This window comes from Rhodococcus sp. NPDC057297, assembly GCF_042667435.1.
Taxonomy (GTDB): Bacteria; Actinomycetota; Actinomycetes; order Mycobacteriales; family Mycobacteriaceae; genus Rhodococcoides.
On the sequence record NZ_JBHUZE010000003.1, the window covers coordinates 183,877 to 203,433 of the forward strand.

Annotated in this window: 20 protein-coding genes; 9 read left to right on the forward strand and 11 right to left on the reverse strand. The window is 64.6% G+C overall.

Annotated features, from left to right (window positions below):
- Positions 1–19: 19 nt before the first annotated feature.
- Positions 20–1,084, forward strand: coding sequence for an alpha/beta fold hydrolase (locus ACFULT_RS10820; protein ID WP_052068025.1), 1,065 nt, complete (start codon positions 20–22; stop codon positions 1,082–1,084).
- Here ACFULT_RS10820 and ACFULT_RS10825 read toward each other — a convergent pair.
- On the reverse strand, positions 1,034–1,978 hold the full coding sequence (locus ACFULT_RS10825; protein ID WP_378481449.1) for an oxygenase MpaB family protein: 945 nt from the start codon (positions 1,976–1,978) through the stop codon (positions 1,034–1,036). The genes ACFULT_RS10820 and ACFULT_RS10825 overlap by 51 nt on opposite strands.
- A 4-nt stretch (positions 1,979–1,982) precedes the next feature.
- Positions 1,983–3,479 (reverse strand): aldehyde dehydrogenase family protein, encoded by a 1,497-nt coding sequence (locus ACFULT_RS10830; RefSeq protein ID WP_019662899.1) that lies wholly within the window; start codon positions 3,477–3,479, stop codon positions 1,983–1,985.
- Between the two features lie 133 nt (positions 3,480–3,612).
- On the opposite strand from ACFULT_RS10830, the gene ACFULT_RS10835 reads away from it, so the two are divergent.
- Both ACFULT_RS10835 and ACFULT_RS10840 read left to right on the forward strand, forming a co-directional pair.
- On the forward strand, positions 3,613–4,788 hold the full coding sequence (locus ACFULT_RS10835) for an acyl-CoA dehydrogenase family protein (RefSeq protein WP_378481450.1): 1,176 nt from the start codon (positions 3,613–3,615) through the stop codon (positions 4,786–4,788).
- Complete coding sequence (locus ACFULT_RS10840; RefSeq protein ID WP_019662901.1) at positions 4,785–5,441, forward strand: GntR family transcriptional regulator; 657 nt, start codon at positions 4,785–4,787, stop codon at positions 5,439–5,441. Before ACFULT_RS10835 ends, ACFULT_RS10840 begins: the two co-directional genes overlap by 4 nt.
- Before the next feature lie 7 nt (positions 5,442–5,448).
- Here ACFULT_RS10840 and ACFULT_RS10845 read toward each other — a convergent pair whose 3' ends face one another.
- Complete coding sequence (locus ACFULT_RS10845) at positions 5,449–6,264, reverse strand: TetR/AcrR family transcriptional regulator (RefSeq protein WP_378481451.1); 816 nt, start codon at positions 6,262–6,264, stop codon at positions 5,449–5,451.
- Between the two features lie 85 nt (positions 6,265–6,349).
- Between ACFULT_RS10845 and ACFULT_RS10850 the strand changes: the two genes are divergently transcribed.
- Positions 6,350–7,168, forward strand: a complete 819-nt coding sequence (locus ACFULT_RS10850; RefSeq protein ID WP_037108391.1) for an oxygenase MpaB family protein — start codon at positions 6,350–6,352, stop codon at positions 7,166–7,168.
- A gap of 82 nt (positions 7,169–7,250) precedes the next feature.
- Here ACFULT_RS10850 and ACFULT_RS10855 read toward each other — a convergent pair whose 3' ends face one another.
- Genes ACFULT_RS10855 through ACFULT_RS10865 form a run of 3 tightly spaced genes read right to left on the reverse strand, consistent with a single transcriptional unit; the run spans position 7,251 to position 10,525 of the window.
- Complete coding sequence (locus tag ACFULT_RS10855; RefSeq protein ID WP_378481452.1) at positions 7,251–9,605, reverse strand: FdhF/YdeP family oxidoreductase; 2,355 nt, start codon at positions 9,603–9,605, stop codon at positions 7,251–7,253.
- A gap of 40 nt (positions 9,606–9,645) precedes the next feature.
- Positions 9,646–9,903, reverse strand: coding sequence for an acyl-CoA-binding protein (locus tag ACFULT_RS10860; protein ID WP_026347392.1), 258 nt, complete (start codon positions 9,901–9,903; stop codon positions 9,646–9,648).
- 43 nt (positions 9,904–9,946) lie between these two features.
- Positions 9,947–10,525 carry a TetR/AcrR family transcriptional regulator gene (locus ACFULT_RS10865; protein WP_037108394.1) on the reverse strand — a complete coding sequence of 193 codons (579 nt, stop codon included), beginning with the start codon at positions 10,523–10,525 and terminating at the stop codon, positions 9,947–9,949.
- A gap of 11 nt (positions 10,526–10,536) precedes the next feature.
- On the opposite strand from ACFULT_RS10865, the gene ACFULT_RS10870 reads away from it, so the two are divergent.
- The gene (locus ACFULT_RS10870) at positions 10,537–11,454 is read left to right on the forward strand and encodes an oxygenase MpaB family protein (protein WP_378481453.1); all 918 of its coding nucleotides are present in this window, start codon (positions 10,537–10,539) and stop codon (positions 11,452–11,454) included.
- 32 nt (positions 11,455–11,486) lie between these two features.
- Here ACFULT_RS10870 and ACFULT_RS10875 read toward each other — a convergent pair whose 3' ends face one another.
- Positions 11,487–12,803: a class I SAM-dependent methyltransferase gene (locus ACFULT_RS10875; protein ID WP_037108397.1), complete on the reverse strand. Its 1,317-nt coding sequence runs from the start codon at positions 12,801–12,803 to the stop codon at positions 11,487–11,489.
- A complete protein-coding gene (locus tag ACFULT_RS10880) occupies positions 12,800–14,224 on the reverse strand; it encodes an FAD-binding oxidoreductase (protein WP_230595867.1) in 1,425 nt (474 codons plus the stop codon). Before ACFULT_RS10880 ends, ACFULT_RS10875 begins: the two co-directional genes overlap by 4 nt.
- Positions 14,225–14,487: 263 nt before the next feature.
- Between ACFULT_RS10880 and ACFULT_RS10885 the strand changes: the two genes are divergently transcribed.
- Positions 14,488–14,922 (forward strand): SRPBCC family protein, encoded by a 435-nt coding sequence (locus tag ACFULT_RS10885; protein ID WP_037108402.1) that lies wholly within the window; start codon positions 14,488–14,490, stop codon positions 14,920–14,922.
- On the opposite strand, the gene ACFULT_RS10890 is transcribed toward ACFULT_RS10885, so the two are convergent.
- A complete protein-coding gene (locus ACFULT_RS10890) occupies positions 14,919–15,557 on the reverse strand; it encodes a TetR/AcrR family transcriptional regulator (RefSeq protein WP_230595754.1) in 639 nt (212 codons plus the stop codon). The genes ACFULT_RS10885 and ACFULT_RS10890 overlap by 4 nt on opposite strands.
- 107 nt (positions 15,558–15,664) lie before the next feature.
- On the opposite strand from ACFULT_RS10890, the gene ACFULT_RS10895 reads away from it, so the two are divergent.
- From ACFULT_RS10895 to recR, 3 genes are read left to right on the forward strand one after another with little or no spacing between them, the layout of a single operon-like run.
- Positions 15,665–16,354 carry an SIP domain-containing protein gene (locus tag ACFULT_RS10895; RefSeq protein WP_037108408.1) on the forward strand — a complete coding sequence of 230 codons (690 nt, stop codon included), beginning with the start codon at positions 15,665–15,667 and terminating at the stop codon, positions 16,352–16,354.
- A 26-nt stretch (positions 16,355–16,380) separates the two neighbouring features.
- Positions 16,381–16,719, forward strand: coding sequence for a YbaB/EbfC family nucleoid-associated protein (locus tag ACFULT_RS10900; protein WP_037108804.1), 339 nt, complete (start codon positions 16,381–16,383; stop codon positions 16,717–16,719).
- A 1-nt stretch (position 16,720) separates the two neighbouring features.
- Positions 16,721–17,338 carry a recombination mediator RecR gene (gene recR / locus ACFULT_RS10905; RefSeq protein ID WP_037108410.1) on the forward strand — a complete coding sequence of 206 codons (618 nt, stop codon included), beginning with the start codon at positions 16,721–16,723 and terminating at the stop codon, positions 17,336–17,338.
- A gap of 167 nt (positions 17,339–17,505) precedes the next feature.
- On the opposite strand, the gene ACFULT_RS10910 is transcribed toward recR, so the two are convergent.
- Both ACFULT_RS10910 and ACFULT_RS10915 read right to left on the reverse strand, forming a co-directional pair.
- Positions 17,506–18,216: a type 1 glutamine amidotransferase gene (locus ACFULT_RS10910; RefSeq protein ID WP_037108413.1), complete on the reverse strand. Its 711-nt coding sequence runs from the start codon at positions 18,214–18,216 to the stop codon at positions 17,506–17,508.
- Positions 18,209–19,474 (reverse strand): Mur ligase family protein, encoded by a 1,266-nt coding sequence (locus tag ACFULT_RS10915; protein ID WP_037108806.1) that lies wholly within the window; start codon positions 19,472–19,474, stop codon positions 18,209–18,211. Before ACFULT_RS10915 ends, ACFULT_RS10910 begins: the two co-directional genes overlap by 8 nt.
- Between the last annotated feature and the right edge of the window lie 83 nt (positions 19,475–19,557).

Genomic DNA, 19,557 nt, shown 5'->3' on the forward strand with positions numbered 1-19,557 from the left:
AGTTGTTAGCATGCGTCACATGTCGTCGACTCGAAAGCTCGTTGCCGGTTTGTCCGCCTCCGTGTTGATGCTGGCGGGGGCGGCCACCGCTCACGCGGCACCCGTCAACGTTCCGTGGTCTCCTGACACGTCCGTCGACAGCGACCTCGAGTTCGTGTCCGACGGCGTCACCTACTACGGCAGTCTGCGGCCCGCGATCGGTGAGGTTCGCGGTGCTGCTCTGCTCCTGCCGGGCAGCGGACCGATCGATCGCAACGGCAATTCGCCCGAAGGAAACATCACGCCGAACACCATCGCCTATCTCGCCGACGCACTCGCAGCCAAGGGCATCACGACTCTGCGCTTCGACAAGATCGGAACGGGCCGCACCGGTACCGAGGGAATCGACACTTCGGTACCGCTCGGATTCACCCAGCAGATCGACACCGCCGAAGCCGCGGCCGCAGCGCTCTCCGACGCCACCGGCATCAGCGGCGAGAAGTTCTCCGTGCTCGGACACAGTGAAGGCGGGCTGACTGCACTGGCCCTCGCGGACCGCGGCGTCGAGATCGGAAACCTCGGCCTGCTGGCCCCGTTGGCCATCCGCTACCTCGACCTGCTCCACGCTCAGCTCGACCGCGTCCTGGACAACGTCGTCGCCTCGGGTGAAATGACACCGGACGAAGCCGACGCCGAGCGAGTCCGAGTCGACGAGACCATCGACGCCATCCGCAACGGACGCCCGGTTCCGTACCCCGACGACGAAATCCTGGCGTCCGTAGGACTCAGCGACTCGGGCGCGAAGTTCTTCTCCGAGGCCGACGCGCTGGACCCCGCCGTTCTCGCAGCCGCACTTCCCGCCGACACCGACGTACTGCTGACCTGCTCGGAGAAAGACCTCAACGTCTCCTGCGGACAGACCGACCGCGTCGCCGACGCACTCGCCGGACGCGACCTGCAGTACTCGCGCTTCGTCAACTCGTCGCACATGCTGAGCGAACTCGGCCCGCTCCCGGCAACCGGCCTGGACATCTACGCCCCGCTGCCCCAGTCGTCAGAGTTTCGCGGTGCTCTCGACGCCTGGGCGGACAGCGCTCTGTCCTGACGCACCAGGGTACGGACACGTGATCGCACCGAGATCGCTCGGCCGATAGTTGTTCGGGTAACCCGGGTAGGTCTTGTTGTGGGGGTCGGTGGTGCTGCGCGAGGACTTGCGGGTCGGGAGGAATCTCTCGGCCCGCGCCTTCGTTCGTAGGCCCGCCACAGCAAGGCGTCGAACAGTGGGGGAGCCTGCGGGGAAGCCGAACGCGTGGGCCATCTTCTCGTCGAGAAGAGCGAACACGCCCTGCGCGACGGCGGGGCGCAGAGGCGTCGGGAACCAGGAGCAGAACAGGTCGAGCGTGTACGTGCCGACTTTGTGGTTGTCCTCGGTGTACCGGAACGTGCGGTCCTCGTAGTCCAGTTTGAACCGGGCGAGCTCGGTGTAGGACTCTGGAATGTCCTTGATGCCCATGCGAATTCCGACCTGGCGGTAGAAGTGGAACGTCGCCAGGCGCTCCGAGGGATGCAGTCTGCGCCACCCGAAGGTGTCGATCCACTCGATCGGTTCGTAGATGAAGGTCGTCAGCACGTAGAGCATGTCGTCGTTCGAGATGGCGTACTGCGAGTGCATCCGGTTGACCATGCGTAGCGCTTCGCGGCCGCGCTCGGAATCGTAACCGTGCTCGACCATCTCGCCCATCAGCAGCGCGGTGTCGTCGTAACGCCGTTGCGGCCGGTCACGGAACTCACCGGTCTTCTCCAGCAGTTCGGAGATGGTGGGAACGCAATAGGTTCGGAACAGAGCGAATTCGAGGGCGCGTTGGTAGTCCCACGGGAACTCGTATCCGGCAGTGATGCGGTGAATGGTGTGGCAGTCCGCAACCGGGTCCAGTTCCTCGATCCGCTTCAGCCAGCCGTAGCGGCCGCGTTTCGGAGTGAGGTCCTGCGTCGTCGTCATGGCGTCAGCCTCTGCCGTGGCGAAGCTTGAGTACCAGTGCGGAGATCTTGAGATCGCGCGCTTTTCTTCGCATCGTCAGCAGATTGAGCGGCGCGGCGAACTTCTGCACGGCAAGGGATTTGACGGTACTGAACTCGCGGAGACCGTCGGCGCCGTGGATGCGGCCGAAGCCGGAGTCCCCGGTCCCGCCGAACGGCAGCGCTGGAATGCCGGCGAAGCCCAGGACGGAGTTGACGGTCACGACGCCGCAGTCGAGCTTCTCCGCCGCGCGTCGTCCGGCTGCGTTGTCCTTGGTGAACACCGATGCACCGAGGCCGTAGGACGATGCGTTGGCACGTTCGATGCCCTCGTCGAGATCGCGAACCTTGTTCACGACGACGGTGGGACCGAACGTCTCCTCGGTGATCGCTGTGGAGTTCTCGGGTACGTCGGTGAGAATCACCGGGTCGATGTACGGGCCGTGCAGTGAATCCAGCCCTCCCAGAACGGCTCTGCCGCCCTTGGCGAGTGCGTCCTCGATCTGGGATCGGACGATGCCGCTCTGCTTGCCCAGTGTCATCGGGCCGTACGAGGACGTGCCCGCGCCTCCGGGTTTCAGGGCTTTCGCCGACGCGGCGAACTTCCGCAAGAACTCGTCGTAGACTGGTGCGGCGACATAGATGCGCTCGACGCCCGCGCACGTCTGGCCGGCGTTGCCCATGGCCCCGAAGGTCGCGAACTCCACTGCCGCATCGAGATTCGCGTCGGCGTCGACGAGCATGGCGTCCTTTCCTCCGCACTCGGCGACCAGGGGGGTGAGGGACTGAGCGCACGTCGCCATGACCTTCTTGGCGGTCGCGGTGGACCCGGTGAATGCGATCTTGTCCACACCCGCGGTGCACAGCGCGGTTCCGGTCGAGCCGTCTCCGGTGATCGTCTGGAACACCGGATGCGCAGCAGCGATGGACTCCCACTTCTGTGCCAGCCAGACCCCGACGCCTGGTGTCAGTTCGCTGGGCTTGAACACCACGGTGTTGCCGGCAGCGAGCGAGTACGCGATGGATCCCATCGGGGTGTAGAGCGGGTAGTTCCACGGCCCGATGACGCCGACGACGCCGAACGGCCGGTACCCGACGTAGGCCTGTTGGTTGGGGCTGATCAAGCCGGAGGACACCTTGCGTTGTTTCAGGATCTTCTCGGCGTTGCGGGCGGCCCAGTCGATGTGTTCGACGCCCAGCATGACCTCGAGCAGGGCGTCCTCGTCGGGCTTGCCGCTCTCGGAGGCGATGACGTCGGCGAGAGATTTCGCGTCGCGCGCGATGGCGCTCTTGAACTCGAGCAGCCAGCGCTTGCGGCCGGTGAACCCCTGGACGTCCCACCACCTGGCGGCGGATCGTGCGCGGTCGACGGCGGCCGACACCTCGGCGTCCCCGGCAATCGGATAGGTAGCGAGTACGTCACCGGTGCGTGGGTCGAGGCTGTCGAACGTACGGGCTTTCGTCTCTACGACCTGGTCCGTCATGGTTGTCCTCCGCGTTGTCGAAATCGCATCACATATATTTGATGTGATTTACTGTTGTGGAGCTCACACTATGCGCCGCGTCCGGTCGATGACAACCCTCCGCATCCCGGCGCTCTACCGTCTGGAGCACTTCATGAGTACGGACTTCACCCAGGAACAAGAATCCTTCGCCACGGCGGTCGCCGCGTTCTGCGCCCGCGAAGCAGGTACTCGGGAGCAGCGCGACGCGTTGGCCGAGCACGGGCAGCACACGCACAACCAAGGCCTGTACGACAAAATGGCCGAACTCGGGTGGCTCGGTGCCACGATTCCCGAGGAATACGGCGGAGCCGACGGCAGCGTCGTCGACATGTGCATTCTCCTCGAACAGGCTGCCAAGGGCATGGCCCCTATCGGCGGCATCGGCCCCACTCTCATCACCGGCGCCGCTTACGAGAAGTTCGGCACCGCCTCGCAGAAGGGAGCAGTGCTCGGCGGCATCGTCGCGGGCAAGAGTTACTCGATCTCGATGTCCGAGCCGGAAGCAGGCTCCGACGTCGGGAACCTCAGTTGCAAGGCCGAGAAGACCGAGGGTGGCTGGCTCATCAACGGCCAGAAGACCTGGTGCTCCAACGCGCACTTCGCGGATCGCATTCTGTTGGTTGCGCGAACAGGCAGGAGCGTAGCCGGCGGAGTGACCCGACAGGAGCGCGGGGAAGGGAAGCACGAGGGACTGACGATGTTCGATGTGCCCGCCGACATCGACGGACTCAACATCGTGGGAATCGGCACGATGGGCGGCAAGGAGGTCAACGACCTCTACTTCTCCGATTGCCTGCTCCCCGAGGATTCGGTGGTCGGAGTCGAAGGGCAAGGATGGGCGCAGTTGATGACAGGCCTGAACATCGAGCGCCTGATTCTGGCGGCGATGATGCTCGGAACAGCTCAACGCGCATTCGACGACACCCTCGAATTCATCACGCAGCGTAAGCAATTCGGTCGTCCCGTCGGCACCTTCCAAGCGCTGCGTCACCGCGTGGCAGACCTTGCGACGGAGATCGAATGCGGCCGACTGCTGGTGTACCACGTCGCCCGGCTCGTCGACGAGAACCCGACGAAGCTGTTCCCGCGGGAAGCATCGATGGCGAAACTGAAGCTGACCGAAACCGCCAAGAAGGTCGCACTCGAAGGCATGCAGATGATGGGCGGTTACGGATACGCCACCGAATTCGACATGGAGAAGCACGTCCGCACCACGCTCGTCTCGTCGATCTACGGCGGTACCAACGAAATCCAGCGTGACATCATCGGCAAGACATACGGGCTGTGACCGCCTCGGTACTGCGACGGCGGCCGCAACTGTCGGAAGAGGTTGCGGCGCGCCTGCGAGCGCAGATCATGTCGGGAGTGCTCGGGCCGGGCACGTTCGTGCGCATCGACGACACCGCAGCAGATCTCGGCGTCAGTGCTACTCCCGTCCGTGAAGCACTCGTGACGCTGCGCGGTGAGGGTCTCGTCGAGCAAGTGCCCAATCGCGGCTACCGCGTCGGCGAACTCAGCCGCGAGGACATCGACGACATCTTCTGGCTGCAAGGCACCATCGCCAGCAAACTCGCCAGACGAGCAGCACGCGTCATCACCGACGTGCAGATCGAAGGGCTCGTCGGCCTCAACGCCCGGCTGCGGGACGCAGTGGCGCGCGCCGACGCGCAGGCCGTCGAAACCTGCGAGTTCGAGTTCCACCGCTTCATCAACCGGGTGGCGGGCGGAAAGAAGTTGGCGTGGTTCCTCTTCGGAGCCATCCGCTACACCCCGGCCAGGCTCTACGCCTCGGATCCGTCGTGGGGCGAGCAGTCGGTTCGCAGTCACGACGCTCTGATCGCGGCCTTCTCGCGATGCGACTTCGACACCGTCGGAGAGCTGATGCGCAGGCAGTTCGCCGATGGCGCGGAGCGCCTGGTTGCGCACCTCGGTCTTCCGTGACACCGGGTCAGGCAGGAGTGGAGCCTGCGGAATGACCATGGGGCGCAGGAGTGGAGCCTGCGGAATGACCAGACCGGGCAGGAGTGGAGCCTGCGGAATGACCAGGAGGAGCAGGAGTGGAGCCTGCGGAATGACCAGGAGGAGCAGGAGTGGAGCCTGCGGAATGACCAGACCGGGCAGGAGTGGAGCCTGCGGAATGACGGGTCTGGGAAGGGGCGGCGGCGAGGAGTAGGTCCGTACACCAGTTCACCACGGCATCTTCGTCGAGAACAAGCTCGCCGCCCAGCCATGCGGTCAACACCTGGGCGAAGCCGCCGACGACGAAGTGGGTCGTGAGGTCGAGGCGCTCGATGGTGTCGGTGGTGTCGGTGGCGTAGAACTCGCTGGCCTGCGAGGCAAGCAGTCCGGCGAACATCTGTGTCGACTCGGATCGTTTGGCGGCGAGAACGTCGTTGCTCAGGGTCGCAGAGAAGAGCAGTCGGCCTCGGCGTGGGTCCTCGGCGACCAGACGCACGATCGTGTGTACTGCGGCGTGGACGCGGTCGTGTTCGGTGTCGGGTGCGGTGCCGACGGCTGCCAGGGTCGTCGTGGTGATCTCACCGATCACGTGGTCGTACACCGCTTGCATCAGGTCGTTCTTGTCGCTGAAGCTCTCGTAGAAGTAGCGGGAGGCGACGCCTGCTCGGCGGCAGACGCCGCGCACGGTCAGTTCCGGTTCGGTCGTTCCGAGCAGGTCGAGGCCCGCTTCGACGAGGGCTCGGCGACGTTCGGCGACCCTGGCCGAGCCGTCGACTCCGCCGTAGGTGCGCGGTGATTCGGCCATGGACACATCTTGACATCGATCGTCCAGCGGGCCTAGCGTCATCTGAACACGCACGTATGCAGATATCCGATCAGAAGGATTCGCCATGACAGTCGACAACGAACTGCTCCGCAAATCGATGACCGGGGTCGGCTTGCTCGCCGGTGGCGCCAACGTCATCATGCAATTGGGACATCCGGCCGTCGGGTACGGAGTGTTCGAGAGTCGCGTCGAAAGCGGCCAGATCAACCGACATCCGGTCAAGCGGACCCGCACCACCCTGTCCTACCTGGCCGTCGCAGGCATGGGGGATGACGACGTGAAGGCCGCATATCGTAAGGCGACCAACAGATCTCACGCGGCTGTCAAGTCCACTGCGGACAGTCCCGTGAAGTACAACGCTTTCGACCCGAACCTGCAGCTGTGGGTGGCTGCGTGCCTGTACCGCGGTTTCGAGGACGTCTATTACGCGCTCTACGACGAACCGGACTCGGAGTTTCTCGACGAGATGTACCAGCGGTGTCATGTTCTCGGGTCCACGTTGCAGATGCCGCCCGACATGTGGCCCGCGGACCGCATCACGTTCGAGAAGTACTGGGACGCAGCTCTGGCCGATGTGCACATCGATCCGACCATCCGTGGATATCTCTACGGAATAGCGTCCGCGACGTTCGTCAAACCCCGAGTGCTGCACCCGCTCATCGGCCCGTTCATGCGTTTCGTGACAACCGGATTTCTTCCCGAACGATTCAGGGACGAGATGGAACTGCCCTGGGACCCGATCAAGCAGAAGCGGTTCGATCGGCTCATGGGCACCCTCGCCGTGATCAACCGCGTGACGCCTCAGGTGGTGCGCGAAATGCCGTTCAATGTGCTGCTGTGGGACGTGCGTTCCAGAATCCGCGCGGGGCGGGCCCTGGTCTGATGTGAGTGGAAATGTAGTGCCTTCTGGTCGCTCCGCAGGCTCCGCTCCTGCCCCATGGCCTACATTTCCACTCACATAGGGGTCAGCTGAGATGCCGCGGCTGCGGGTGGTCCTTGTGCGCCTCGTCGGAGCCGACGCGGTCCTGCGCCCCCTCACCCGAGCGCGCGTGCGGGGTCCCCGTGCGAACGAGCTGGATCACCACGGACTTCGAGGTCGGGCAATTGCTGTCGGTGGCCGTCGAGTCGAGCGGAACCAGGGGATTCGTCTCCGGGTAGTACGCAGCCGCGCACCCGCGCGGAGTGTCGTACTCGACTATGCGGAAGCCATCGGCGCAGCGGTCGACGTCGTCGTCCTCCCACCGCGTCAGCAAGTCCACGATGTCGCCGTCCTGGAAGCCGAGCGCCGCGATGTCCTCGCGATGCACGAACACCACGCGCCGTCCACCTTCGATTCCGCGGTACCGATCGCTCAGGCCGTAGATCGTGGTGTTGAACTGATCGTGGCTGCGCAGCGTCTGCAACAGCAGGTGGCCGTCGGGCACATGCAGCACGTCGATCGGCGACGTCGTGAATTCACCTCTACCCGAGGTGGTCTCGAACGTTCGTGAGTCGCGAGGTGGATGCGGAAGCACGAAACCGCCGGGCCGTCGGACATTGACCTCGTAGCCCTCGCACCCGTTGACGACGCGTGAGATGTGCGAGCGGATGGTGCTGTAGTTCTCGCGCATACCCTTCCAGTTGATACCGTGGCGGTCCCCGACGGCCGCCTCGGCGATACCGGTCAGGATGGCGACCTCGGATTTGAGCAGATCGCTCGCCGGCTTCAGCGGTCCGCGCGACGAGTGCACCGAGCACGTCGAGTCCTCGACGGAAATCCACTGCTCTCCGGTCGCCTGAATGTCCTTCTCGGTCCTACCGAGAGTAGGCAGGATGAGGGCGGTGTCGCCCGTGACAAGGTGTGAGCGGTTGATCTTCGTGGAGATGTGCACCGTCATCGCCATGCGCCGCATTGCGTCGAACGTGACTGTCGAGTCCGGCGTCGCCTGAACGAAATTGCCGCCGAGCCCGAGGAAGAAACTGGCCTTGCCGTCGCGCATGGCTCGAATGGAATCGACGGTGTCCAGGCCGTGCTCGCGCGGCGGGTCGAAGCCGAACTCGGCCTGGATGGAATCGAGGAAATGATCGGGCACCCGTTCCCAGATGCCCATCGTCCGGTCGCCCTGGACGTTCGAGTGGCCACGTACCGGAAGGAGGCCGGCGCCTGGCTTTCCGATGTTGCCCTGCGCGAACGCGAGATTGGTGACTTCCTTGATGGTGGCGACGGCGTTGCGGTGCTGCGTCAGACCCATCGCCCAGCAGAAGACGGTGGCCTTCGAATCGCGCAGCATCTGCGCGGCCTCGGTGATCTGGTGGCGGGACAGACCCGTCGACGCGGTCACGACGTCCCAATCGACGGCGGTGACGTTGGCGCGCCAGGACTCGAAGCCGGTGGTGTACTGCTCGACGAAGGCGTGGTCGATCGCGTCCCATTCGACGAGCAGCGACCCGATGGCCTGGAACAGTGCGAGGTCGCCGTTCACGCGAATCGGCAGGTGGAAGTCGGACAGGTCCGTTCCCGGCCCGACCATCCCGCGCGGCGTCTGCGGATTCTTGAAGTTGACCAGACCGGCTTCGCGCAACGGGTTGATCGACAGAATCTTGGCGCCGTTCTGCTTGGCCTTCTCCAGCGCGGACAGCATGCGTGGATGGTTGGTGCCGGGGTTCTGGCCTGCGAGGACGATCAGCTCGGCGTCGTACACGTCCTGGAGGGTGACGCTGGCCTTGCCGATGCCGATGGTCTCCTGCAGAGCGATCGACGTCGACTCGTGGCACATGTTGGAACAGTCGGGCAGGTTGTTGGTGCCGAACGCACGGGCGAAAAGCTGGTAGACGAAGGCGGATTCGTTCGACGCGCGGCCCGAGGTGTAGAAGATCGCCTCGTCCGGAGTGTTCAGAGACTTCAGATGGTCGCCGATGAGTCGGAACGCGTCGTCCCACTCGATCGGCTCGTAGAACCGTCCGCCGGGGAGTTTGACCATCGGGTGGGTGATGCGACCTTGCTGACCGAGCCAGTGCTCACTCATGGAGTCGAGCTCGGCGATGCTGTGGGCCGCGAAGAACTCCGGCGTCGCGCGGGTCGTCGTCGCCTCCTCGGCAACTGCTTTCGCGCCGTTCTCGCAGAACTCTGCCGCGTGACGGTGGCCGGGATCCGGGTCCGGCCACGCGCAACTCATGCAGTCGAAGCCCTCGGCCTGATTGAGGTCGAGGAGAGTCTTGGCGGTGCGCACCGGCCCCATGTGTCCGAGTGCGCGCTTCATCGACACCGCAACGGCGACGGGTCCGGCCGCATGTGTCTTGGGCTTGTCTATCTTCAGGTCGGCTTCGTCGTAGTCGCGCACGCGGTCCCTTTCCTCGCCGGTGACCGCGGCGCCCGCCGGGTCAGCCGAGAAGCTTTCCGACCAGGTCGACGTAGGACTGCTTCGCCGAATCCTGGCTGGTGCCCTCGAGCTTCGCCCAGGCGTCGTACTTGGCGCGGTTCACCATGTCCAGTCGTCCTGGACGCTTACCCGTGACGTCGCCGTTCGAACCTTGCTTGTACAACGAGTAGAGGCTCAGCAGGTCGTCGTTGCTCGGCTTGGAGGTGAGGGTCTTGACGTCGACTTGAGCTTGCTGGAAGGACTGATCGAGATCGGACATCTTCACTCCTGGGGCATGTGCGTCGGTGGTGCGGTCGCGTCGATCATGGCACGAGGGCGGAAGCGCTGGAAACCAGTCGGACGCAATGGGCTACGAACTTCTCTCGCGGTGTGCGGACGGTCCCGTCCAGGTATCCGACGAACAATGCGGTGAGCGCACCGACGACACCCACGGCAACCAGATGCCGGTCGTCCTCGGAGAGTTCCGTCAGCTGTGCCTCGACCAGGGAGACGAACGTGGGTGCGAGCGCGAGGCCGCTCCCACTGATAGCGGACTCCGACATCGGTGCCAGCAGCAGGACGCGACCGACGCTGGGCTGGTCGAGGACCAGTTCGACGAACGCGCGCACCGGGGCCTCCGGACTGGTGGCGGGTACCGCGCCGGCGATGGCGGCGCGCGCGAGCTCGCCGACGTGGCCGTACACCGCGCGGATGAACGTGTCGCGGTCGGTGAAGCTCTCGTAGAAGTACCGCTCGGTGAGTCCCGCCGTGCGGCAGACCGCCCGGACGGTGACCGACGGAGCCTTCGGGTCTCCCAGCATCTCGATCCCTGCGTCGAGCAGGGCGTGATAGCGCTGGTACTGCCTGTCCGCGAGGGATTGACTACGCATGTTGTCAATCATAAGCTGACAACATGCGTAGTCAGAATGAGCCGCTCGGACCTGACTCACTCACCTGGAAGTACTTCGGGGACTGGCGGGGCCTGCTACAAGGCGTCTGGGCGGGGTCGATGCAGAACATGCACCCGGGTCTCGGGGCTGGCGTCGAGCAACACTCCAAGTTCTTCGACGAACGGTGGGAGCGGCTCTACCGATCGCTCTACCCCATCGGCGGCGTGGTGTTCGACGGCGACCGGGCGGAACGGACCGCGCTGCAGGTGCGCGGCTACCACACCGACATCAAGGGCATCGACTCACAGGGCAGGCGGTACCACGCACTCGACCCGGAGACGTTCTACTGGGCGCATGCGACGTTCTTCATGGGCACTGTCCTGACTGCCCAGCACTTCATGGGCGGGGTCAGCGAGGACCAGAAGCGGCAACTTTTCACCGAGCACGTTCAGTGGTACCGGCTGTACGGCATGAGCATGAAACCTGTGCCGGAGACCTGGGAGGACTTTCAGCTCTACTGGAAGCGCATGTGCACCGAGGTTCTCGAGGACAACAGGGCAACTCGCGGAGTACTCGATCTGTCGCAGATCGAGCAGCCGCCCCTTGCGACCTGGATCCCCGACGCCGTGTGGGCGGTCATGCGGGTGCCGATCGCACGCGGTGTCGTGTGGATGACGGTGGGAATGTACGACGAGCCGGTGCGTCAGCTCTTGGGCTATACGTGGAACGACCGTGACGAGACGTTGTTTCGGTTCGTGGGGCGGGGAGTGAATGCGGCGTTCTCGCTGCTTCCCCGCAGGCGACGCATGCATCCGCGGGCCAGAGCGGGATGGGACCGGGCGACCGGGCGGGTCGCGCCGGGCAGTCCGTTGGTACAGACTCCGGCGCGCAACCTACCGCCGGCCGGCGCCGCAGGCGATCCCCGGCATTACCACGGATAACCCACTGTGACACTCATAGGAGCATCACAGGGTCAGCCCTCCCACCAGGGGCGCAGGGGTACGTCCGCAGCGCCCTTCGGTCCGAGCTTCACGCCCAGGACCTGATGCAGCTGAACGACATTGCGCTCGAAGCCCAGGCGTGAGCCGGCCATGTACAGGCCCCATACGCGTGCGGTTCCCTCGCCGGCTTCGGCGACGCAGGCATCCCAGTTGTCCACCAGGTTCTTGCACCACGCCTTCAGGGTCAGCGCGTAGTGCTCACGTAGGTTCTCCTCGTGCCGGACCTCGAGGCCCACGTCCTGCATTTCGGTGATGATGCGGCCGGAGCCGGTCAGTTCACCGTCGGGGAAGACGTATCGGTCGATGAAGGATCCGGCGCGGGCGTGACTCCGGTTGTCCGGGCGGGTGATGCAGTGGTTCAACACGCGGCCGCCGACGCGCAGTTTCGACTTGATCGCTTCGAAGTACGCCGGGTAGTTCTGCACGCCGATGTGTTCGGTCAGGCCGATCGAGGACACCGCGTCGAAGTTCGATTCCGGAATGTCGCGGTAGTCGGAGAAGCGAACCTCCGCGAGGTCGGACAGTCCTTCCTCGGCAATCGCCTTCTGCGCCCATGCCGCCTGTTCCTTCGACAACGTCGCGCCGATGGTCTTGACGCCACGGCGTGCGGCGTATCGCACCATTCCGCCCCAGCCGCAACCGATGTCGAGCAGTCGGTCGCCTTCCTTCAGGCCGAGCTTCTCGAACACGAGTCGGTACTTGTTCTCCTGCGCGGCCTCGAGTGAATCGTCCTCCGAGGTGTACGCGGCGCAGGTGTACGTCATCGACGGCCCGAGTACGTACTCGTAGAACGTGTTCGACACGTCGTAGTGGTGGGAGATCGAGTCGGCGTCGCGTGTCTTCGAGTGGCGAAGGCCTTCGGCGATCCGACGCCACCGCGGCACCACTTCCTGCGGAGGAGGTGCGATGGGCCGCAACAGATCCCAGCCGAGCGAGCGAGTGATCGACGCCAGTGTCAGAGCGCCGGGGCGCCGGAAATGTAGTTCGTCGCCCATGACACGGAGGATGTCGTACGGGTCTCCGGGATGGACGCCGACGGCTTCGAGGTCACCGGAGACGTAGGCGCGTGCCATTCCGAGGTCGCCGGGAGCTGTTGCCAGGTAGGTGGTTCCGCGGGGGCTCTTGAGGTTGAGTCCGAGAGTCGCGTCCTCGGGGCCTGCGGCGCTTCCGTCGTACGCGGTGAAGCGCAGCGGGATGTTTCCGTCGGACAGAAGTTCGAGGATCTGAGAGATGGTGAGCTTGTTCGCTCGGTGCGCGTCCTGCGCCGTGGGTTCCTTGAACGTTGTCATTTTCCTTGCACCGCCTTCGAATACAGATCCAGCAATCGGGAATCGGGGTCGTATCGTTTCTTCAGTTCTGCGAGTCTCTCGCCGCCGTAGAGCTCGGAGAACTCGGCTTCGGAGTAGAACGCATCGGAGTAGAGCGACTTGTGGCCGTCGAAATCGGTGACCTTCTTCTCGATGGCGCGGTTGGCCGCACCGTCGGGCTCACCTGGGGTGATGGGGACCGAGGACCAGAAGCCGACGTTGACGTACGTGCGTTTCGGTTCGAGGGGGTAGAGGGGCCACGGGCGGGCGGCGTCGGCGCCGGGAGGGGCGGGTTCGCGAAGACGCAACGGGCACAGCCACAGTGGCTCGATCGGGATCTCCGTCAAGAACCACCTCAGGAACGAGGCGGTGTTCTCGATCGGAACCTCGATGTCCTGAACCACCCGTTCGCGCGGCGGATTGCCCTTGCGGGCTTCGAGCCGATCGGCGATGTCGTACTTGCGGTCGAGCGCAATGAGTTTCCAGTAGAAACTGGATCGGCGGTACTTCTTGGGCCAGAAACGTCTGATCTTGGGGTTCTGTGTGCCGAAGGCCCGGGAGCACCAGAACCAGTCGGTGTCCCAGCGCCACAGGTAATCGGCGATGGTCAGTCGGTCGGTGGTCTTCTGCTGAATGGACCGGTAGTAGATCTCCGAACCTGCGTGGTACTCGCTGACCGGGCCGGGCGCCGCGCTCTGGACACCGAGCGTCAGGTAACTCTCCTCCGGTGTGAACACGACGCCGTCGAGGTAGTGCACCGGGGTGCCCTCGTACGAGCGGTCACGCACGATGTCGTCCATCGTGGCCTGCATGACATCGAGGTCGTGGAAGCGCAGGTGGCGCAGCTCCACGTAGGGAAGTACGGGTTCGAGCTGAATCTTCAGGCGGGTCGAGTACCCGAGCGTTCCGTAGGAGTTGGGAAAACCCCAGAACAGGTCGGAATTCTCGCCGTCGGGCGTGGCGGTGACGACGGTGCCACTGCCGGTGAGGATGTCGATCTCCAGGACCGATTCGTGCGGCAGTCCGTTACGGAACGACGTGCTCTCGATACCGAGGCCGGTGACCGCGCCACCGAGGGTGATGGTCTTGAGCTGCGGTACGACGAACGGTGCCAGACCGTAGGGGAGTGTCGCGGCGACGAGGTCCTCGTACGTGCACATTCCTGCCACATCGGCCGTCCGGTCCTGCGGGTTGACGGTGATGACGCTCGTCAGTCCCGATACGTCGAGACCGGGGGCCGTCGATGCCGCGCGGGCGCGGAAGAGGTTCGACGTCTTCTTCGCCAAGCGCACGGTGGCGGAAGCGGGGATGGCGCGGTAACTCTCGAGCAGCAGTTCCACGCCGGCACGATGTGCGGCGAATCCGCTTTCTCGCGGGGCTGGCCTACGTCGGGGAAGAGCAATCGCAGATGGCACATGAAGACGCTATATCCAGGCGTGCCGCGGAGCCACCGAGTATGCGGCCCCGACTGCGAAATTTCACGTAAATGTTGTCGTCGAACGAGGCATTACGGACAAATGTATGCACCACGCATGTTGTTTGTGCAGCTAAAGAATTATCGGTGAACCCCATCACACACCCCGATATCCTCTTCCCTTCCGCGTCTTCGGGGAGTGCAGGATAGGACGCGAGGACTCACATTCGCGTCAACCCGAGGAGACACCACGTGGCACAGGTAAGCGCCAGCAGTTCCATCACCATCGCTCAGACACCGGAGCAGGTGCTGGCTGCGCTCGTCGACTACGAGACGGTGCGCCCCCGAATCCTCCCCGAGCAGTATCTCGACTACACCGTCGTCGAAGGCGGCCAGGGCAACGGCACCGTCGCGCAGTGGACACTGCAAGCCACCTCGAAGCGGTCACGCAACGTGAAGGCGACCGTCGCGGTCGACGGCTCGACCATCGTCGAACGCGACGCCAACTCCTCGATGGTCACCACCTGGACCGTGGCCCCGTCGGGAGCCGGCAGCGAGGTCACCACCACGACCGAGTGGAAAGGCGCCGGAGGCATCGGGGGCTTCTTCGAGAAGACCTTCGCGCCTCTCGGTCTGAAGAAGATCCAGGCACAGACCTTGGCCAACCTCGAACGCGAAGTCCGCTAGTAGGTCGAGAACCGCGGGTGGTCGATGACGACCGACGCGCCCATGATGAGGGCGCGCATCGACCACTCGTAGTTCGAGTCGTTGGAACGTTTTTTCCCGTCGACGGTGCGCGGAATCAACTTCAAGTCCGACCTTGCGAGGACGGCGGCGTCGTCCTCCTGCTCGCGGCCCTCGACGTGCACCATTTCCGACAACGCCACCGCGTGCTCCGCCACCACCGTCACGATGAAGTTCGCCTGCTTGGGCGTCAGCTCGTACAACGTCGAATACGCCAGCTGCACCTCGTCGATTCTCGCCAGCGCGCCGGGCGACGATGTCCCGATGTCGACGAGATACTGAGCAATACCCGGGTTGCGGTGGACCAGCGAACGCAGGCGCAGGCTGAGGTCCATCAGCGATTCCTCGAGCGTGGCGTCCGCGTCGGGGATGGGGAACTCCCACCGAGCAAGAATTTCCTCCGCCACCGCGACTCGCAGTGCGTCCAGATTGTCGATGTTGTTGTACACGGCGACGATGCTGACGCCCAATTCTTGCGCCAATGCCTTGACCGTCAGGTTCGGCAACGTCAGCGCAATGCCCGTATCGATCAACTTCTCGAGGGTCACGCGGCGACGGCTGGGACGCGTCTCTTGCATACATGCAGCTTAAAGCGCGTTCGCGAGTCAACGGGGGCCGACATGTGGCAAACTCCGAGCAAAGTTTAGCCTTACTCAAGTCACGGTCGGGGTGAAGGGAGCGGGCTGTGGAGTATCCGCATGGCGTCGTCGAGACTGCGGTGCCGACGATGCACACGTTGGCGATCGGAAGGCCACGACCGGGCACGCTGCGGTTGACATCGCTTCTGTCGGCCGGGAGCTACCAGCGAGATTGGGACGAGAACGCGATAGCCGAACAGTTGCGATTCCCCGGCGTCGACGAACGGGATTTTCGTGTGCGACGGTTCGACGCGGCGCACGGCATCGTCGACATCGAGTTCACGCCGTCGCACGAGAGCACGATGATGTCGCGGTGGCTGGACTCGGTCGAGGTGGGAACTCGCACGCGAATTGCTGCCACTGGAACCGGGTACGGACCGCACTTCGGCGGCGGCAGACGTGTTCAGATGTTCGTCGACGAGCCGTCCATCCCAGCGGCCCGGGCCATTCTCCGTGCGTGGCCCGACGGCACGCTCGGCACGCTGTGGGTGGACACGCCCCGTCCCGCGGACGTCGCCGGGCTCCCCGATGTGGATGGTGTCAGCGTGATGAGTTTCCACACCCAGTTGGAGTTCGATCCGCTCGTCACCGCAGCCAGGCGGATGCGGCTCGACGACTCGGTGACGGTGTGGGGAACCGGTGCGTTCGATCGAATGGACGAGATCCGAGCGACGTGTCTGGCGGCGGGGCTGGCGGACGATCACGTCCGAGTGTTCGGCTACTACTCTCGTAGGTGACGTACCCGAACCGAGAGGACATCACTGTGCAACCCGGTGAGCAGCCAGACATCGCGTCGATCATGCAGCAGGCGCAGCAGATGCAGCAACAGTTGATGGCAGCCCAGGCGGAGATCGCCGAGGCGGAAGTGACCGGTCAGGCGGGCGGCGGGCTCGTCACCGCAACGGTGAAGGGGACGGGCGAATTGGTCGGCCTGGTGATCGACCCCAAGATCGTCGACCCGGAGGACGTCGAAACACTGCAGGACCTCGTCATCGGAGCCATCGCCGACGCGTCGAAGTCCGCGTCCGCAGTCGCGGCGGAGAAACTCGGTCCTCTGGCGGGTGGGCTCGGCGGTGGGTCGCTCGGCCTGCCTGGATTCTGAGGTGTACGAAGGTCCTGTACAGGATCTGATCGACGAGCTCGGCAAGATGCCGGGTGTCGGGCCGAAAAGCGCTCAGCGCATCGCTTTTCACCTCCTCGGCGTCGAACCGCCCGAGGTGGACCGGCTGATCAAAGCGCTCGCACGTGTACGTGACGGGGTCCAGTTCTGCACCGTGTGCGGCACGGTCTCGGACAAGGAACTGTGCCGTATCTGTGCTGATCCTCGTCGGGATCGGTCGCTCATCTGCGTCGTGGAAGAGCCGAAAGACGTTCAGGCGGTGGAGCGTACGCGCGAATTCAAGGGCCGATACCACGTTCTCGGTGGTGCGCTCGATCCACTCAACGGAATCGGACCGGACCAGCTGCGCATCCGAGAACTGTTGGTGCGCATCGGAAATCAAGATGACGGCGTGGACGTGTCCGAGGTGATCATCGCCACCGATCCCAACACCGAAGGGGAGGCGACGGCGACCTACCTGGTGCGGATGATGCGCGATTTCCCCGGTCTGGCCATCAGTCGCCTGGCCTCGGGCCTCCCGATGGGTGGGGATCTGGAATTCGCCGACGAACTGACACTGGGCAGGGCACTGACCGGTAGGAGGTCGCTGCGCGACACGTGAGTGGAGCGGAGCCTGCGCGTCACTCCGCAGGCTCCGCTCCCATTGGGCCTGCTGACCAGCGCGCAGCTGGTGCGTGCAGGCAAATCACCCCAGGTGATCCTTCATGCAGTCGAGACCGGGCCTGCCCTCGGTGTGAGTAGAAATGTGCCCCGCAGGCTCCGTTCCAATCACGTGCGGCGGAGCCGCTCCCGCCTCAACTGCGTGACCTCCGCCAGATCGAGCGGCTCCAAGATGCTTCCGGTCGCCCGCTCGAGCAGGTAATCCGCCAGTTGGGGGTTCCTGGCCAGAACCGGACCGTGCATGTAAGTCCCGATCACCGACCCCTGCACGACGCCTTCGCGGCCGTCGCCGACGCCGTTGCCGACGCCGTGGGTGACCGTCGCCAGTGGACTTGCATCGGGCCCGAGAGTTGTTCCACCGCGGTGGTTCTCGAATCCGGAGAGCTTCTCGGTCAGCCCGGTGACGACGGGTTCGGTGATGACTTCCCCGATGGAGCGTGTTTCCTGTGGTGCGGTCGTGACGTCGAACAGGGAAATGCCGTCGACCTTCTCGCCGGAGGAGGTTTCGTACCAGTGGCCGAGTACCTGGATGGCAGCGCAGATCGCGAGGACAGGAACACCGCGCGCCGCTGCGTTCTGCAAGCCGGGGTACTGCGTCAGGTGCCGCGTTGCCAGGCGTTGAGCGGAATCCTCGGCTCCGCCCAAGGTGTAGACGTCCAGCGACTCGGGGACGGGGTCGCCCAGGGTGACCTGGACGATCTCGGCGTCGATGTTCCGCATCCGAAGCCTCTGCCGCAGGATCAGCGCGTTTCCGTTGTCGCCGTAGGTGCCCATGACGTCGGGGAGCACCAGGCCGATGCGGACGGTGGATTCAGACATTGCCGTGCTCCCGTGCAAGTGCGCGCCCGAGGTCGCGGAACGCGGTGTAGTTGGCCAGCACCTCGACGCGCCCGGGTGGGCAGGATGCGATGGCCTTCAATGGATCTGCGACGGTGGTGTGCTTCGACCCCGCGTACAGCAGGCGCACACCGAGATCGGTTGCGCGTTCACCCGATGCGACGACGGCGACGTTCTCGAAGTGTTCGAACCGCACGTCCCACAGCCAGGACAGGTCCTCACCGTCGGGGACCTGTCCGTTGACGGCGATGACGAGTCCGTCGACGGTCGGGTCGATCATCGACAGTGCCTCTTGCCAACCCGCGGGGTTCTTCGCGAGAAGCATTCGAACGGAATGAGATCCGTACTGGACCGTGGAGTAGCGACCGGCCACTTCGTCGACCCCCGACGCGGCGGCCACCGCCTCCTGTGGATCCGCACCCAGCGTCACTGCAGCAGCTACGGCCTGAGCTGCATTGCCTCGGTTGGCTTTTCCGGGAAGGGACAGAGACATCGGTACGACGAGGCCGTCGGGGCCGTAGAGGTTGTTTTCGTCGAGCCACCAATCCGGTGTGGGTCGCGCGAAGTCGTCTCCGGTCGAGTACCAGTGCTCGCCGTCTCGGATGATGGGTTCACCGGTGCGGGGGCACGACACCGAGTCGCCCGCCCAGCCGCCTCCGGCAGCGACCCACACGACGTTCGGGGCGTCGAACGCGGCCGAGGTGACCAACACGTCGTCGCAGTTGGCGATCACGACGGTCTCCGGGTGCCGCGCGAGGCCCGCGCGGAGTTTGCGTTCGATCATGTTGATCTCGCCGACGCGATCGAGTTGGTCGCGGCTGAGGTTGAGAAGTACCACCGCGGCGGGGGATACGGCGTCGCAGACGTGCGGGACGTGCAGTTCGTCGACCTCGAGGGCCGCGAGCGGGGCGTCGAAATGAGCGTGCAGTGCGGCGACGATCCCGGCGTCCATGTTGGCGCCGTCGGCCTGAGTGGCGACGTCACCGAGCGTCTCGAGCGCAGCGGCGGTCATCCGCGTCGTCGTCGACTTCCCGTTCGTTCCCGTGACGACGACGGTCCGACGACCCGAGCCGAGACCGGTCAGGATGTCCGGGTCGATCTTGAGGGCGACGAGCCCGCCGATCATCGACCCCTTGCCGCGTCCTGCCTTGCGTGACGCCCACGTTGCAGCCTCGGCCGCCCGGAGTGCCAGCCGGCCACGCGCTCCGATTGCCGCTCTGCGCTCACCTGCTCGAACCATGCGCCGAGTCTGGCACAAACCCCCCGGTGGATTCTTGTCGGCGTCGACGGCGGTGCGATCGGTCGACGCGGGTGTGAAACCCA